At 68.6% G+C, this 15,569-nt stretch carries 14 protein-coding genes; 5 read left to right on the forward strand and 9 right to left on the reverse strand.

Annotation, left to right across the window (positions count from 1 at the left end):
• Positions 1–68 precede the first annotated feature (68 nt).
• Together AC07Z7_RS00100 and AC07Z7_RS00105 are read left to right on the forward strand one after the other, a co-directional pair.
• A complete protein-coding gene (locus tag AC07Z7_RS00100; RefSeq protein WP_252657958.1) occupies positions 69–806 on the forward strand; it encodes a 16S rRNA (uracil(1498)-N(3))-methyltransferase in 738 nt (245 codons plus the stop codon).
• A 357-nt stretch (positions 807–1,163) separates the two neighbouring features.
• Entirely contained in the window at positions 1,164–2,339 is a 1,176-nt protein-coding gene (locus tag AC07Z7_RS00105; RefSeq protein ID WP_494764896.1) for a diguanylate cyclase, read from the forward strand.
• On the opposite strand, the gene AC07Z7_RS00110 is transcribed toward AC07Z7_RS00105, so the two are convergent.
• Complete coding sequence (locus AC07Z7_RS00110) at positions 2,323–2,883, reverse strand: DUF3617 domain-containing protein (protein ID WP_494764897.1); 561 nt, start codon at positions 2,881–2,883, stop codon at positions 2,323–2,325. The two genes, AC07Z7_RS00105 and AC07Z7_RS00110, sit on opposite strands and share 17 nt — an antisense overlap.
• A gap of 189 nt (positions 2,884–3,072) precedes the next feature.
• Here AC07Z7_RS00110 and AC07Z7_RS00115 point away from each other — a divergent pair, with 189 nt between their 5' ends.
• The gene (locus AC07Z7_RS00115) at positions 3,073–3,807 is read left to right on the forward strand and encodes an SOS response-associated peptidase (RefSeq protein ID WP_494764898.1); all 735 of its coding nucleotides are present in this window, start codon (positions 3,073–3,075) and stop codon (positions 3,805–3,807) included.
• A 140-nt stretch (positions 3,808–3,947) separates the two neighbouring features.
• Here the strand turns inward: AC07Z7_RS00115 and AC07Z7_RS00120 are convergent, their stop codons facing one another.
• From AC07Z7_RS00120 to AC07Z7_RS00150, 7 genes are read right to left on the reverse strand one after another with little or no spacing between them, the layout of a single operon-like run.
• Entirely contained in the window at positions 3,948–4,565 is a 618-nt protein-coding gene (locus tag AC07Z7_RS00120; RefSeq protein WP_494764899.1) for an alkylhydroperoxidase domain protein, read from the reverse strand.
• Positions 4,562–5,242 (reverse strand): CMD domain protein, encoded by a 681-nt coding sequence (locus AC07Z7_RS00125; RefSeq protein WP_494764900.1) that lies wholly within the window; start codon positions 5,240–5,242, stop codon positions 4,562–4,564. The genes AC07Z7_RS00120 and AC07Z7_RS00125 overlap by 4 nt, the downstream gene beginning before the upstream one ends.
• On the reverse strand, positions 5,239–6,342 hold the full coding sequence (locus AC07Z7_RS00130) for a putative FMN-dependent luciferase-like monooxygenase (protein ID WP_494764901.1): 1,104 nt from the start codon (positions 6,340–6,342) through the stop codon (positions 5,239–5,241). Before AC07Z7_RS00130 ends, AC07Z7_RS00125 begins: the two co-directional genes overlap by 4 nt.
• Positions 6,284–7,990, reverse strand: coding sequence for a dipeptide ABC transporter ATP-binding protein (locus AC07Z7_RS00135; RefSeq protein WP_494764902.1), 1,707 nt, complete (start codon positions 7,988–7,990; stop codon positions 6,284–6,286). Before AC07Z7_RS00135 ends, AC07Z7_RS00130 begins: the two co-directional genes overlap by 59 nt.
• Positions 7,987–8,967: an ABC transporter permease gene (locus tag AC07Z7_RS00140; RefSeq protein WP_494764903.1), complete on the reverse strand. Its 981-nt coding sequence runs from the start codon at positions 8,965–8,967 to the stop codon at positions 7,987–7,989. The genes AC07Z7_RS00135 and AC07Z7_RS00140 overlap by 4 nt, the downstream gene beginning before the upstream one ends.
• Positions 8,968–8,977: 10 nt before the next feature.
• A complete protein-coding gene (locus tag AC07Z7_RS00145) occupies positions 8,978–9,916 on the reverse strand; it encodes an ABC transporter permease (protein WP_494764904.1) in 939 nt (312 codons plus the stop codon).
• A gap of 60 nt (positions 9,917–9,976) precedes the next feature.
• Positions 9,977–11,635: a TIGR04028 family ABC transporter substrate-binding protein gene (locus AC07Z7_RS00150; RefSeq protein ID WP_494764905.1), complete on the reverse strand. Its 1,659-nt coding sequence runs from the start codon at positions 11,633–11,635 to the stop codon at positions 9,977–9,979.
• A 324-nt stretch (positions 11,636–11,959) separates the two neighbouring features.
• On the opposite strand from AC07Z7_RS00150, the gene AC07Z7_RS00155 reads away from it, so the two are divergent.
• Entirely contained in the window at positions 11,960–12,532 is a 573-nt protein-coding gene (locus AC07Z7_RS00155) for an OsmC family protein (protein ID WP_494764906.1), read from the forward strand.
• A 26-nt stretch (positions 12,533–12,558) separates the two neighbouring features.
• Positions 12,559–13,371, forward strand: coding sequence for a VOC family protein (locus tag AC07Z7_RS00160; RefSeq protein ID WP_494764907.1), 813 nt, complete (start codon positions 12,559–12,561; stop codon positions 13,369–13,371).
• A 116-nt stretch (positions 13,372–13,487) separates the two neighbouring features.
• On the opposite strand, the gene AC07Z7_RS00165 is transcribed toward AC07Z7_RS00160, so the two are convergent.
• The gene (locus tag AC07Z7_RS00165) at positions 13,488–15,506 is read right to left on the reverse strand and encodes a family 2A encapsulin nanocompartment cargo protein cysteine desulfurase (protein ID WP_494765063.1); all 2,019 of its coding nucleotides are present in this window, start codon (positions 15,504–15,506) and stop codon (positions 13,488–13,490) included.
• Positions 15,507–15,569: the final 63 nt, after the last annotated feature.

A 15,569-nucleotide genomic window follows, 5' to 3' on the forward strand; every position in this document is an offset into this window, starting at 1 on the left:
AATATTCAAGCAAAAACAGCCCTCTGCGCGCGATCACATTGCCCAGATAGCTATTAAAAACATAGCAAATGCCCCGTTTCCACTGCCCCGCTCCGCTGGCCACGGGCGCCGAGATTGCATTGCCCCCCGGCGCCGCGCGCCATGTGCAGGTGCTGCGCCAGCAGCCCGGCGATGCGCTGACGCTCTTCAACGGCGAAGGCGGCGAGTTCGAGGCCACGGTGCTGAAGATGGGCCGCAGCGATGTGCTGGTGCAGGTGGGCGCCCACCACGCCACCGAGCGCGAGGCGCCGCGCGCCGTGCACCTGCTGGCGGGCATCACCGCCAATGAGCGCATGGACTGGCTCGTGGAAAAAGCCACCGAACTCGGCGTGGCCAGCATCACCCCGCTGGTGGCCGAGCGCAGCGTGCTCAAGCTCAAGGGCGAGCGCGCCGACAAGAAAATCGCCCACTGGCAGGCCGTGGCCGTGGCCGCCTGCGAACAATGTGGCCGCAACCGCGTGCCCGTGGTGCACGATGCCATCGACCTCGCGGGCTGGGCGCGTGCGCAGACAGGGGCCGCAGCGTCCGACGGGGCCGTGGCAGCGCAGCGCCTGCTGCTGTCGCTGCGCGCAGGCACCTTGCCGCTGCAGCAGGCGGCGGCCCCGGCCGGGCCGGTGCTGTTCCTCTCCGGCCCCGAAGGCGGGCTCAGCAGCGCCGAGGAAGACCTGGCCCTGTTGCATGGCTTTGCCCCCGTCACGCTCGGCCCCCGCGTGCTGCGCGCCGAAACCGCGCCGCTGGCGGCCCTGGCGGCGCTGACGCTGCTGTAGGAGCCTGCTCAAAGTCTTTTTGGAGCCGCACAAGTCCCTTGCCGGGATGGGATGCTAGGCGCGGTGCGCAGCCGATAGCCCGTGCTATCGGCAAGCGCCGCAACGCCGCAGACAGCCCGGCAAGGCACTTGCCCGAAGGGTTGGAGTGAAATCGGGCGATTGGACGCCCCGGCTGCTTGCATGGGCACGAGCCCATGCGGCGCATCCGAAGCATCCACTCCTCCCGATTGCACTCCAATGCGATCTCCAAAAAGGCTTTGAACAGGCTCCAAGGATGTACGCGCGGCCCCCTGCGGCCTAAAATGCCCGATCGGCCGCGCCCCGCGCGTGGCCCCACCTCTCGCAGGAGCCCCCACCTTGCGCCCACCTTCCCGCTGGCAGCGCCTCAGGGACGTGATCCTTTCCACCGATCCCCGGCGGCGCACGCTGGTGGGGATGGCGCTGCTGGCCCTGCTGCTGATGGCCGCGAGCGCGGGCGTGATGCTGCTCGTGGCGCATGCCAGCGCTGCACTGAACGCCACCGCCGTGCACTGGTGGGCCGCCCTCTCGGTGGGCGGGCTGGCCGTGATGACGGCCTTCATCCGGTCCGGCGCCACACTCGCGCTGCGCGACCCCTCGCTCACCCTGCCCCAGATGGCTTGGACCATCACCAGCGGCGCCGTGGCCTATGTGCTGGCGGGCGAGGCGCGCGGGCTGGTGCCCAGCGTGCTGGCCATGATCCTGTTCTTCGGCACCTTCGGCCTCACGGTGGCCGAGGTGATCGGCATCGGCATCTATGCGCTGGTGGCCTTTGGCTGTGCGATCGGCGTGAGTTCGCGCCTGAGCGCCAACGCCTCGGGCTACCTCGACACGGCCTATGCCCTCATGGTGGTGATCGTGCTCGGCGGCTGTGTTGCGCTGAACCTGCGCATCCACCGCATCCGCGCGCGGCTGCAGCAGCAGCGTGAGGCGCTGGCGCAGGCGCTGGACATCAACCGCGAGCTGGCCACACGCGACGAGCTGACCGGGCTCATCAACCGCCGCGCCATGCTCGACCTGATGGAGCTGGAACACCGCCGCAGCCTGCGCAGTGGCCGCCCGCTGCTGCTGGCACAGCTCGACATCGACCACTTCAAGCCCATCAACGACCAGCACGGCCACGCCACCGGCGACCGCGCGCTGCAAGCCTTTGCAGGCACCGTGCGCGCCCATGTGCGCGACACCGATGTGCTGGCCCGCTGGGGCGGCGAGGAGTTTGTGCTGATGCTCTGCGAGACCCAGCTGGACGACGCCCGCGAGCTGCTGGAACGCGTGCGGCTGGCGGTGGAGGCGCTCGAAATCCCCCACGCCACGGGCACGCTGCGCATGTCGGTATCGGCAGGCCTGGCCCTGCATCTGCCGGGCGACACCGTGGTGCACACGCTGGAGCGCGCGGACCAGGCGCTCTACACCGCCAAAGCCCTGGGGCGCAACCGCTGGGTGGTGGCGCCCAGCGGCCCGCAGCACCCGCCGCGCCCCGCTGCGGGCCCGCCCCCCTTCAACGCACGGGTTTGAGCGCGCCGCAGTCGGTGGCCAGCCACTTGCCGGTCTGCGCCATGTCGAGCTGGTCGGGCTTGCCGTTGCTGGTGGTCTTGACCTTGAACTGGCCCGTGTAGGCCGTGGGGCCGTTGAAGGTCATGGTGCCCTCTCCCGTGGTGGGCGGCTGACCCTGCGCGCCCTTGCAGCTGAAGCGCATGGCCACGGTGTTCGGCCCGGTGCGGGTCACGGTCTGCGTGCAGCCTTCCTGCGGCGGGATGCGGTCCAGGTCGGCCTGCTCGGGGCTGATGCACACCTTCACGGTGGTGGTGCTGCCCCCCGGCCCCATGGCCACGCCCTGCTGCGCCAGCATCTGCTCCATCTGCTTGCGCTGCGCGGGCGTCATGCTGGCCATGGACTTCTGCATCTGCGCCATGGCCGCTTCCATCTCGCCGCTCTGGCTTTTCATGGCCACGCTGTGTTCCCACAGGCCGGGGCGCATCTTCTGCACCTGGGCCTGGGCGGGCGCCAGCGCACCGGTCAACAACAGGGCCGTGGTCAGGGCGATGGCGGGGTGGTGCATGGTGTGGCTTCTCCAGAGTGGGACATGCGGGAATCCGGCAATGGGCCAGTATCTCCAAGCCGGGCCGCACTGCCAAGTGGCACCGCCCCATCAGTCAACTACATTTTTCATAGCTAAAAACCTTTACTGGATGCGCGGAAAGGCCGATTTTTATTCATAAACCCAGCCACCACCCGCTACCATCGCCCCATGGCCACCCACTACGAAACCCTGCACCCCGCCGACAGCTACCGCGAGGCCTTTGCCGTGGCGCCGCCCGACACGCCGCTGGACCGCCACCTGCGCCCGCGCAAACCCGGGGCCTGCATCGTGCCCGCCGCCAGCGCCGCCGCCCTGAGGGCGACACCGCCGACACCAGTGGGCGAGGAGGCCAGCAGCAACAGCGCGGAGCGCGTGCTGGTGCCCGCGCAATGGGGCCTGGTGCCCCACTGGGTCAAGTCGGCGTCCGACGCCAGGCTGCGCGCACCCAAGTTGGCCCATGCCAAGTCCGACCTCGCCTCCACTGGCACCGCGTTCCGCGACGCATGGCTGAACGGCCAGCGCTGCATCGTGCCGATGCAGGCGTTTTTTGAAGACGACTGGCGCACCGGCAAGGCCGTGCCCACCCGCATCGCCCGCGTGGACGGCAAGCCCATGGGCGTGGCGGGCCTTTGGGCGCGCTGGCAAGGGGCGGACGGCGAGGTAATCGTGAGCTACTGTCTGCTCACCGTGAACGCCAACAACCACGCGCTGCTGCAGCGCTACGGCCCGCCGGGCAGCGAGAAGAACATGCCCGCCATCCTGAACGAAGGCGCCTCCGACGCCTGGCTGTCGGCCCGGCCCGACAAGGCCAAGGAGTTCATGCGGCAGTACGCACCCCAGTGGCTCACGGCCAACCCGGTGGAAAAGAAGGCCGACAAGGTGCCGAAGGGGTGGCTGGATTGAGGGAGCGCTGCGCCCCTCCACACCGTTCACACAGCGCTTTTCGCAGCGCTGCGCCGGGCCTCGACACACTCAGCCCGACCGGGCAGGGAACTGGCCGGTGGGTGCGGGGCCCTTCGCTGGGCTGTTTTTCGGTTCTCTTGTCAGGCCGCTGATGCGGCCTGCTGCTGCGGCTCTCCCAGCGACAGCATCAGCCGATTTGCCCAGTTGAAGAAGGCAGCGCCGTGCAGCGCGTCGGAGATCGCGAAGTCGTCGAGCCCCTCGGCGCGCAGGCGCTCGATGTGCGTTCCATCCAGCGCCGTAGGGGTGGCCGTGAGGGCCACGGAAGTTTCCACAACGGCGTTCCAGCGCGGGCCCAGGTCGGCCCCCTCGCCTTCGTCCAGCAGGCGCTGCACATCGGCCTCGCGGTGCGAGAAGTGCGAGGCAAACCGCGCATGCACCGATGCGCAGTAGATGCAGCCGTTGGAGCGCGACGTGGCCGTGGCCGAGAGCTCGCGCTCCGCGCGGGGCAGGCCGGCGTCGGGGTTGTAGAAGATGTCCTTGTCGGTGCGGGTGCGCGCGCCCAGCGTGTCCGGGTCGTGCGCCAGCAGGCGGAAGTAGGGCGACTTGGCCCGTGCGGCATCCACCAGGCCCGCGTAGTGGCGCTCGGTCAGTTCGTCCTCGGGCAGCGGCGGCAGCCAGGGCAGCCATTCCAGCTGCGCTTGCGTGAAGGCCGTGGGTTCGTGGTTGCCGGGGTGGGTGATGACAGCGGTATTGCTCATGGCTGGGCCTCTGCGGTGCGGGGGGACAACGGTGTGTGGGGCGCCGGGTGGGCGGCCAACGTGCGCAGGCCCACCACCACGCGGATCTGGAACGACAGAAACGCCACCAGCTGCGACAGGATCACGATGTCGGTGGCCGACCAGCCCGCGTCCAGCAGCTCCTGCAAGGCCTCGGGGCTCGCATCGCGCGGGCGAAAGGTGAGCAGGTGTGCATGCGCCAGGCCCGCCGACAGCCGCGCGCCCAGCACCGTGCGCTGCGCCTCGCCCACGGCGTAGGCCAGGCCGTCAGTGTTCTCGCGGCTCAAGGGACCGGCGGGATAGTGACCATAGGGCCCCTGCGCCGCACCCCGGCTCACCTCGGCCGCAATCGCCTGCGCCAGCCCCGCGCCCGCGTCCTGCGCCACCAGAGCGGCGGCATAAAACGCAGTCGCATCGGGCTGCTGGTGCAGGCCAGCGACGAACGCGGCGACCGCCAGGCGCTCGGCCAGCGTCACCGCGCCGGGCGCGGGGGCCGTGGGCGCAAACAGCGCGCGGTAGCTTTCCTGCGCGTGGGTGCGCGCCTGCAGGCGATGGCGGCGGATGGTGTCGAGGCGGTCGCCGGGCTCGATGCCCACGAGCAGGTCGATCACATCGGGCAGTGTCTGGCCCGGCAAAGAGGAGGGGTTGGCTTGGCTCATGCAAAGGCCTCGGTACGGGTTGCGGAAGTGGGTGCGGCCACGGATGCGGCCGTGGCGTTGCCGGGCAGCTTGCGCACCCAGCCCAGCGCCGGGGCGACGTGGGTGGCCGTGAGTTCGATGGAACGCAGGATGTGCGCGTGTGGCGGGTCCACGGAATGCACCTGGAACACGATGTCGGTGGTGCGCGCCAGCGCCGTGTCGGCCTGCAGCGAGGCGATCACGTCGTCGGGTGTGCCCACATGCACGTCGTACGCGGCAATCAAGGTGGCGAGAGGTGCATCGAGCCCAGGGCGCGGGGCCTGCCCAGGCGACACTGCCGCTGCAAAACGTGCGGCAGAACGGCGCAGGCCCACATCGGCCAGGCGCAGCGCCTCGTTGCGGTCATCGGCCACGAACAGGCTGCGCGAGCCCACGATGCGCGGTGTGCTGCCCGCAGGCAATGCCGCCAGGTAGGCATCGATGATGGGATGCTGCAGGTCCGACAGCGTGGCATCGGGCGCATCGGCCGTGCGCGGCTGGGTGCGCGACAGCATGAGCCCGTCGCCCGCCTGCCCCGCACGCTCGCCACCCGCCACCGAGAACGTGGCCTGCCAGATGCGGCCCAGCAGCTGCTCGGCGGCCGGGTACAGCCGGTCGCCACCGGGCAGCGGCCGCCCGGCCCAGGCCTCGCGCACCGCCGCCAGGTGCCGTGCATAGATGGCACCGCGGTCTTCGCTGGTGATGCCGAAGGCGGCGAACGATTCGGGCGTTCCGCCCGTGCCCACGCCCAGCTCCAGCCGCCCGCCCGAGAGCAGGTCGAGCACGATGGCGTCCTCGGCCACACGGACCGCGTTCTCCATGGGCAGGGTCACGATGCCCGTGCCCAGCCGGATGCGCCGCGTGCGCGCCGCCACGTGTGCCAGGAACACAAAAGGCGAAGGCAGGCCCCCCTCGTGTTCATGGAAGTGGTGCTGCGCCACCCAGGCGGAGTCGAAGCCGAAGGCCTCGGCGTGGGCGATCTGCTCGGTCACGAGCCGGTAGCGTTCGCCCGCAGGCGCGTCGTCAAGCAGCCTGCTGAAAAAGCCCAGGCGCTTGGTGGGGGTGGGTGTCAAGAGGGTCATGGTGGTGGTTTTTCTTTCCGGGAATGGCGGCTATCAGTTCTCGCGTGTAGTCGCTGCCGGGGTGCAGGAACACGTCTTCCACGCGCCCCGCATCCACCTGGCGGCCGCCCTGCAGCACCGACACGGTGTCTGCAATCTGGCGCACCACGGCGAGGTCGTGCGAAATGAAGAGGTAGGTCAGGCCCAGGTCGCGCTGCAAGGTGTCCAGCAGCGCGAGGATCTGCGCCTGCACGGTCACGTCCAGGGCTGAGACGGCCTCGTCAAGCACCAGCACGCGCGGCTGCGGGACGAGGGCGCGCGCAATGGCCACACGCTGGCGCTGGCCGCCTGACAGGGCCAACGGGCGGCGCTCCAGCACAGCGGGCGGCAGGCCCACGCGCGCCAGGATGTCGTGCACGCGGTGCGCGCGCTCGGCGGCGGGCAGGGGCTCGAAGTTGAGCAGGGGCTCTTCGATGATCTGGAAGATGGTCTGGCGCGGGTCCAGCGAGCTGAAGGGGTTCTGGTAGACCAGCTGCACCGTGCGGCGGAACTGGCGCAGCGCCTCACCGCGCAGGGTGGTGAGGTCCGTGCCCTCGATGACGATGCGGCCCGCCGTGGGCTGGCGAAAGCCCACCACGTCGCGGACGGTGGTGGTCTTGCCCGAGCCCGACTCGCCCACGATGGCGTGCGTGGTGCCGCGCCGCACACGGAAGGACACGCCGTCCACAGCGCGGAACGGCTGTTTCTGCCCCACCACCGGAAAGTCGTGCACCAGGCCTTCGACCACGATGGCGAAGTCCCCGGGCCGCTCGGGCGCATCGTTGGCCGCCAGGACACGGGGGGCGCGGAAGGCGGCACTGGCCAGCGAAGGCGCATCGGCCAGCAGCTTGCGCGTGTAGGCGCTTTGCGGGTTGCGCAGCACGCTGGCCGTCTCGCCCTGCTCCTGGATGCGCCCGCCCTGCAGCACCACCAGCCGGTGGGCGCGGTCGGCCGCCACGCCCAGGTCATGCGTGACCAGCAGCACGGCGGTGCCGAACTCATGGCGCAGTTCGTCGATGAGGTCGAGGATGCGCCGCTGCACCGTCACGTCGAGCGCACTGGTGGGCTCGTCGGCAATGATGAGCGCGGGCTGCAGCGCAATCGCAATGGCGATCAGCACGCGCTGCTTCATGCCGCCCGACAGCTCGTGCGGATACTGCCGCGCGCGCAGCTCGGGCTGCGACAGTCCCACCTTGGCCAACAGCTCAACCACGCGCTGCGCGATGGCCCGGCGGTCGCCGTAGCGGTGGATCTTCAGGATCTCGCCCACCTGTTCGCCCACAGTGCGCACGGGGTTGAGCGAGCTGGTCGGGTCCTGCGGAATGAGGCTGATCACGCGGCCGCGCACCGTGTCGAAGCGGTCGGGCGACCAAGCTGCAATGTCCGTACCGTTGAGCCGGATCGCCCCTTGCTCCACCCGGCCGTTGTCGGCCAGCAGGCCGATGAGGGCCTGTGCGGTGGTGGTCTTGCCCGAGCCGGACTCGCCCACCAGCGCCACCACCTCGCCGGGCGCGATGGCAAACGACACGCCATGCACCACGCGCTGTTCATGGCCCCGGTCGCGGTAGGCGATGGCGAGGTTCTCCACCTCCAGAAGGGGGATGGGTGCGGGGACCGTGGTGGCCGTCATGTGCGCCCCTGGGTCAGCGCAGCGCTGATGCGGTTGGCCGACAGCACCACGGCCACCACCACCAGCCCGGGCACGGTGGTCAGCCACCAGGCCGTAGCGATGTAGTTGCGCCCCTCCGCAATCAGCAGGCCCCATTCGGGCGTGGGGGGCGGTGCGCCATAGCCCAGAAAGCCGAGGGTGGAAATCGACAGGATCGCGGAGCCGAACTGCAGCGCCGCCATGGCGATCACCGAGGTGAGCGAATTGGGCAGCACATGGCGCCACAGAACCACGCCAAACCGGCCGCCGCTGCCAAAGGCAGCCTCCACATACTCGGAGCGGCGCACCCGCACCACTTCGGAGCGCATGAGCCGTGCAAAGCTGGCCACCGAGGCCACACCCACAGCCACCGCCGCATTCAGCGTGCCAAAGCCCAGGATGATGATGATGGACAGCGACAACAGCAGCGAAGGCACCGAGAGCAGCACATCGACGGTGCGCATGATCACGTCCTCCACCCAGCCGCCGATGGAGCCCGCCAGCACGCCCAGCAGCGTGCCCAGCACCAACCCCACCGCCACGGCCAGAAACGCACCCGAGAGCGAATGCACCGCGCCGAACACCAGGCGCGCATAGCCGTCGCGGCCCAGCGCATCGGTGCCCAGCCAGTGCGCGGCCGACGGCGCCTGCAGCTGCTGGCCGGCCACGCCCACGGTGGCGCTGTAGCCCGTGAACAGGCCCGGCACCAGTGCCCAGAGCGCCACCAGCGCGATCACGCCCCAGGCCAGCCACAGGCTGAGGGGGGCGCTGCGCACGCGCTGAATGGCGCGGTGGGCCCATGTGCCACGGCGCGTGCGCGGCGGCGGGGCCGCAGGGATGGGCCCCGTGGGCACCACCACAGCGGCGGGGACGACTGCCGCACGCTCGTAACGTTGCGGTGCAGGCTGTGCGGCGCCAGTGAAGGCGCCCAGGTCGGCGGTTGAAGATGTGGTGGTCATGGGAGTCTCCTCAGGCACCCAGACGGATGCGCAGGCGGGGGTCGAACACGGGGTAGAGCAGGTCCACCACCAGGTTGATGAACACGAAGGCCGTGGCCGAAACCACCACCACGGCCTGCAGCACGGCGGTGTCCTGGTTGCCCACCGCCTGCTGCGTCAGGCTGCCCAGGCCGTTGAGGCCAAAGACCGCCTCGGTCACCACGGCACCGGCCAGCAGCTCGCCAAACAGCACGCCCGCAATGGTCAGCGTGGGCAGCACCGCATTGCGCGCCACGTGTTTCCACAGCACCCACTGGCGCGTGGCGCCCTTGGCGCGCGCCACAGCCACGAAAGGCTGCGTCAGCACCTCGTCGATGTTGCGGATCAGGATCTGCGCCAGCGGCGCAGCGATGGGGATGGCGAGCGTGAGCGTGGGCAGCACCAGGCCCTGCCACTTGCCAGGGTTGATCACCGGAATCCACCCCAGGCGGAACGACACCACCTGGATCAGCATGATGCCGAGCCAGAACACCGGCACCGAGATGAACAGCGAGGGCAGCGACTGCAGCGCCGAGCGCAACCAGCCCCAGCGCGTGAGCTGCGACACGAAGGCCAGCACCACTGCCAGCAGCAGCGCGGCCACAAAACCCAGCCCCGCCAGGCGCAGCGTGGGCGGCAGGTTGGTGGCCAAGCCCTGGCTCACCGGCACGCCCGCTTGCACCGAATACCCGAAGTTGCCGCTGAGGAAGCCCAGCAGCGTGTGCTGGTACTGCTGCCACACGGACGTGTCTGCACCGTAGGCCGCACGGATGTCCGCGATCTCCTGTGGCCCCAGGCCCAGCTCGGGGTTCAGGAACTTGATCAGGATCGCATCGCCCGGCAGCAGCTGCAGCAGCACGAACGATGCCGTGAAGGCGGCCCACAGCACCAGCAGGGCCTGGCCGGTGCGGTTGGCAAGGTACTTGAACATGTCGAACTTTCCTTCCACGGCCGAGGGCATCAGGCCTGACAGGCGGGTGCCCTCCAAAGATCAGTGCTTTGCCGCAATCCACGTGCCGTAGAAGCTGGGGCGGCCCACGGCTTCAAAACCGACACCCTTCACCGACGGCGCACCGGCAAAGGCCTGTGGCTCTTCGAACACCGGGATCACATAGGCCTGGTCGATCAGGTAGTTCTGCACATCGGCCGTGAGCGCCAGGCGCTTGGCCGGGTCGGTCTCGGCCGCAATGGCTTCGAGCAAACCGTTGAGCCTGGTGTCCTCGAACGACTTGACCTTGGTGCTCACACCGCCTTTTTGCAGCAGCACGTTGCGGTTGGTGGGGTAGTAGTTGCTCTTGATCACGTCCGGGTCGGCGCGGCCCACCATGCCGGGGGCCACGGGGGTCTTCTCGGGGTCGAGGCTGTCCACGGTACGGCTGCCGGAGTCGCCCGCCAGCACGTTGAGTTTGACGCCCACCTTGGCCCACTGCTGCGCTACAAGCTGCAGGGTTTCCTTGTTCTGCGGCTGCGGCAGCGATTCATAGGCGGCCAGCACCAGCTCCTTGCCATCCTTCTCGCGCAGACCATTGGCATTGAGCTTCCAGCCTGCTTCATCGAGCAGCTGCCTGGCCTTGGCCTCGTCGTAGCCCAGCTTGGCCGACAGGTTCACATAGCCCAGGGCCGTGGACGCGATGACCGAGGTGGCCTGCGGGTAGTTGGCCGAGAACAGGGTCTGCACGATCTCCTTGGTGTTGGTGGCATGCAGCAACGCCTTGCGCACCTTCACATCGGCCACCAGCGCGTTGTCGGGGCGAAAGACCACGCTGTTGTTCACACCACGCGTGGAGGGCGCGTAGATGGCGAACTTCTGGTCCAGCACGCGCTTTTCGTCATAGGCCTGCACCTGGCGGATAAAGCCCGCCTGGCCCGACAGCAGCGCGCCGATGCGCACGCTGTCTTCGGGCGTGACGATGAGCTTGATCTCGTCGAGGCGCGCACGGCCCTGGTGGGCGTGTTTGGCGGGGCCCCAGGCGTAGTCCTTGCGCGCCGTGAAAACAATTTCCTTGCCCAGCGTCTCGCTGCTCACCACGAAGGGGCCCGAGCCGATGATCTTGGTCGCATCGCCCAGCTCTTCAAACGGCCGTGCCAACGTGGCCACCGATACCAGGCCCGAGCCGATGACGGATGTGCCTTGCAGGAAACCCGGCGAAGGCTTCTTGAAGTAGAACTTGACGGTGAGCGGATCCACCACCTCGCTGCGTTCGTAGTTATTGATGACTTCGGACACGGGCAGCTTGAGCTCCTTGTTGCCCAGGCCATAGGTGTCGTAGTTCTTGGCCACGGCGGCGGCATCCAGCGGGGTGCCGTCCGAGAAGGTCACACCTTTCTTCAGCTTGAAGGTGTACTCGGTGGCGGTAGGGTTCACCTCCCACGACTCGGCGATCCAGGGCTGGATCTCCAGCGTCTTGGGATCCTGGTAGGTGAGCTTGTCGGTGATCTGGTTGAGCACGCCTCCGTTGGGATAGAAGCCCCCGGCCGGCGGGTACAGGTTGGTGTGCGCCTGCTGCTCCAGGTACACCAGCGTGCCGCCCTGCACAGGCTGGTCTGTGGGCGCACCGGCCGTGGCGACTGGCTCGCTGGCCTGCTTGGAGCAGCCCGCCACCAGCACGCCCAGCGCCAGCGCCGACGCACCCCACACCCTCCATCCCATTGATTTCTTCAGAGAAAACACGTTCGTACCTCGTCGCCGGACCGGCATTGACAGACCATGAAACACCGGCCCCAAAGTGGGCCGATTCATGTGTATGCATGCTATCGACGCGCCATCCAAACGTGCACCTATTACGTAGCATGCATATTCGGAAAACGACGAAGCAGGCCGCAGCCTCCGGCCCCGCAGGGCATATCTGAAACCTGCATATGCGAGCGCAGTTTTGTTTGTTTCCAGCGCGGGTGTGGACTCGAACAATCGGTGTGCAACGCTGCTCACCCCGCGCCCGATGTCCGGGCACGGAAGGCGTTGGAAAGAGCATTCATGACCCATCTGAACGACTACCTGGCGGAAAAACGTGCCGCCGTGCTGGCACGCAACGCCGCCATTGATGCAGGCACTGCACAACCGGCCGCCCTGAACGCGCGCGTGAGCGCCGAGGGCCGCAGCGGCGTGCGCCGCATCCGCATCCGCGACCACCAGGTCATCAGCGACAGCCCGCCCGACTTCGCGGGCTACCACCTGGGCCCCAGCTCGCCCGAGCTGCAACTGGGGGTGCTGGGCAGTTGCGTGACGCACATCTTCCTGATCCAGGCGGCTCTGCGCCAGGTGCCATTGAACAGCCTGGAGGTGGAGGTCAGCGGCGTGATCGACCCGCGCGGCGGCAAGCCCGGGCATGAGGCCACGCCCATCTGGCCACACAACATCGCCTACACGGTGCATATCGACTCACCTGCCAGCCGGGCCGATATCGACGCGCTGTTCCAGGCTGTCGAGCAGACCTGCCCCATCCTCAACCTGCTGCGCAACCCGCAGCACATCCACGCCGAGGTGAAGCTGGTGAACTCCGCCGCCTCCGCACCCCAACGCGCCACCGCCGACGCGGTGGCGGCCTGAACACCGAGAAGCCCCCAAGGAACCCCATGGCATTGACACTCGACCACATCGTGATCGCGGTGAAGGATCTGGAGCAGACCATCACCGACTACCGCGCCCTTGGCTTCAACGTGCTGCAGGGCGGCGAGTACCCGGGCCGGCCCACCTACAACGCGCTGGTCGTGTTGGCCGATGGCGCCTACTTTGAACTCATCGCCTGGCGCAGCCCCTCGCCCGGCGACCGTTGGTGGGAGCTGCTGAACCAGCATGGCGAAGGCATCGTGGACTTTGCCCTGCTGCCGCCCGGGACGGCGGCCACCGTGAAGGGAGCCAACGAACGGGGCCTGGCCTACAGCGGCCCCCACGACGGAGGCCGCTTGCGGCCCGATGGCGAACGGCTGCAGTGGCAAACCGCCCGCCCGCCATCGACAGACCTGCCATTTCTGTGCGGAGACATCACCCCCCGCGCGCTGCGGGTGCCCGAGGGCGACGCCCGCGTGCACCCCAACGGCGCACGTGCTGTACTCAGCCTGTCGATTGCCGTGCAAGACCTGGACGCCAGCCTGGCCCGCTACCGCGCCTTGCTGGGCGACGCGCAGGGCACACACATTGGCACACCCTTTGTGTTGCCGGGCGCTGCAGCGCGGGTGGCTACCATTGCCCTGGGCGCCACCACCTTGGTGCTGACGCAGCCGATCCCTGGAGCCGCGCCGCACACCACACAGGCGCACCAACTGGCCAAGCGCGGCCCTGGCCCGTTTGCCGTGGTGCTGGGCACCGGTTCACCGGCCGCACAGCCACACCAGGCATGGCATCGGGAGCTGACCCACGGCGCCGCGATTGAACTGGTGGTGGGTTGACCGCGGCTGGCCCCAGCACATCCGCACCGCCATCAAAAAGGGGAAGTGGGCACAACACCCACTTCCCCTTTTTTTGATCGCCAACCGGCTGCCACTGCAACCGGTGTGCGCTCTGGCTAGCGCCGTTGTGCCGCCAGCCTGCGCACCACGGTCGTGAGGCAGTCGATTTCGTCAAACGTGTTGTAGAACGCGAGCGACGGCCGCACCGTGGTCTCCACGCCAAAGCGGCGCAGGATGGGCTGGGCACAGTGGTGGCCCGTGCGCACCGCAATGCCCTCCTGGTTGAGGGCCTTGCCCACTTCCTCGGTGGTGTAACCCGCGAGAACGAAGGACATCACGCTGGCCTTGTGGGCCGCCGTGCCGATCAAGCGCACGCCCGGGATGGCGCCGAGCTGCTGCATGCCGTACACCAGCAGGTCATGCTCGTACTGCGCAATGTTCTCGATGCCCACGCGGTTCACGTAGTCGATGGCTGCCCCCAGTCCGACGGCGTCGGCAATGTTGCCGGTGCCTGCCTCGAACTTGTTAGGAATGGGCTGGAACACCGTCTTCTCGAAGGTCACGTCGGCAATCATGTTGCCGCCGCCCTGCCAGGGAGGCATGTCTTCCAGCACCTCGCGCTTGCCCCAGACCACGCCAATGCCGGTCGGCCCGAAGACCTTGTGGCCCGAGAACACGAAGAAGTCGGCGCCGATGTCCTGCACGTCCACCCGCATGTGCGAGATGGACTGCGCGCCATCGACCAGCGCCTTGGCCCCTGCGCGGTGCGCCAGGGCCACGATCTCCTTGACGGGCACCACCGTACCGAGCGCGTTCGACACCTGCGTGACGGACACGATCCTGGTGCGGTCGTTCAGGAGCTTCTGGTATTCATCCAGCAGCACCTGGCCCGAGTCGTCCACGGGAATCACGCGCAGCTTGGCGCCCTTGGCGGCCGCAAGCTGCTGCCAGGGAACGATGTTGGCGTGGTGCTCCAGGTGGCTGACGATGATCTCGTCGCCCTCGCCGATGTGCTGCGCGCCCCAGCTCTTGGCCACGAGGTTGATGGCCTCGGTGGTGCCGCGCACAAAGATCACCTCGTTCACATCCGGCGCGTTGATGAAGTTCTTCACGCGCTGGCGGGCGCCTTCATAGGCGTCGGTGGCGCGTGCGGCCAGTTCATGGGCGGCGCGGTGGATGTTGGAGTTCTCGTGCTCGTAGAAGTACGAGATGCGATCAATGACCGCCTTCGGCTTGTGCGTGGTGGCCGCGTTGTCGAGCCACACCAGCTGGCGGCCGTTCACGCGCTCGGAGAGCACGGGAAAGTCACGGCGGATGGCATGCACGTCAAACGGCGGATGCTGGCCCTGCCCGGCCAGGGGCACCGTGGCGAGCGGCGCGGGCTTGGCCGGAGTGACATAGCCGCTGGGCAGCACCACGGCATCGGCAAAGTAGAACTGCGGTGCAGTGCCGGGAGACGCCTGCGCCAACGGTGCGGACGAGGGCGCTGGTGTGCCGCGCAGGTCCACCCCTTGCAGGTTGGCAAACGGCTGGCGGGCCAGTTCGTCGCTGACGCGCGTGGGGCCCAGCGCATTGCCTGGCGTGCCGCTGTGGCCACCGGGCGAGGGCTGCCCGTGCTGGGGCGACAGGAAATAGAACGGCGATGACGGCGATGTATTGGCTGCAGGGTGGCTGCCAGCCGATGCACCGCTGGCACCCGCCGCCTCGGGGACACCCAGCACGCCACTGCCAAACCGGGGCTCGTAGCCGGGCACGGCAGTGACCACGGTGTCGGGCACGCCGTTGGCAGCGGTGGCATGGGGCAGCAGGGAAGGCGCCCTGTGCGCCAGCGACAGCACGGGCGTGGGCGAGGCGGGCGCCAGATTGGCGCCCGGCACCTGCCCCTGCGGGAACGGCGTACCGGGCACACTGGGCCCGAAGCCCGCTGGACTGGCCAGCGGCGAACCCGCAGGCGCGATGTTGACTGGCGCCTGCACACCGGCCGGCCCGGGCGATGCCTGGGCAAAGCTCGGGACGGTGGCCGGTGGTGTCGATGGCAACCCCAGGCCAGCCACCGGGCTTGCCGGGCTGGAAGGGTTGCCGGTGGGCAGCTGAGGCGTCTCGCCCGGCCGGGCCGAGAAAAACGCCGTGGCCATCTGTGCCAGCAGCGCCGGGCTGATCGGCGCCTCTGGCGCGTCAGGCACGCCCACAGAGGTGGA

The sequence above is a fragment of the Acidovorax sp. GW101-11A03 genome, from assembly GCF_059424825.1.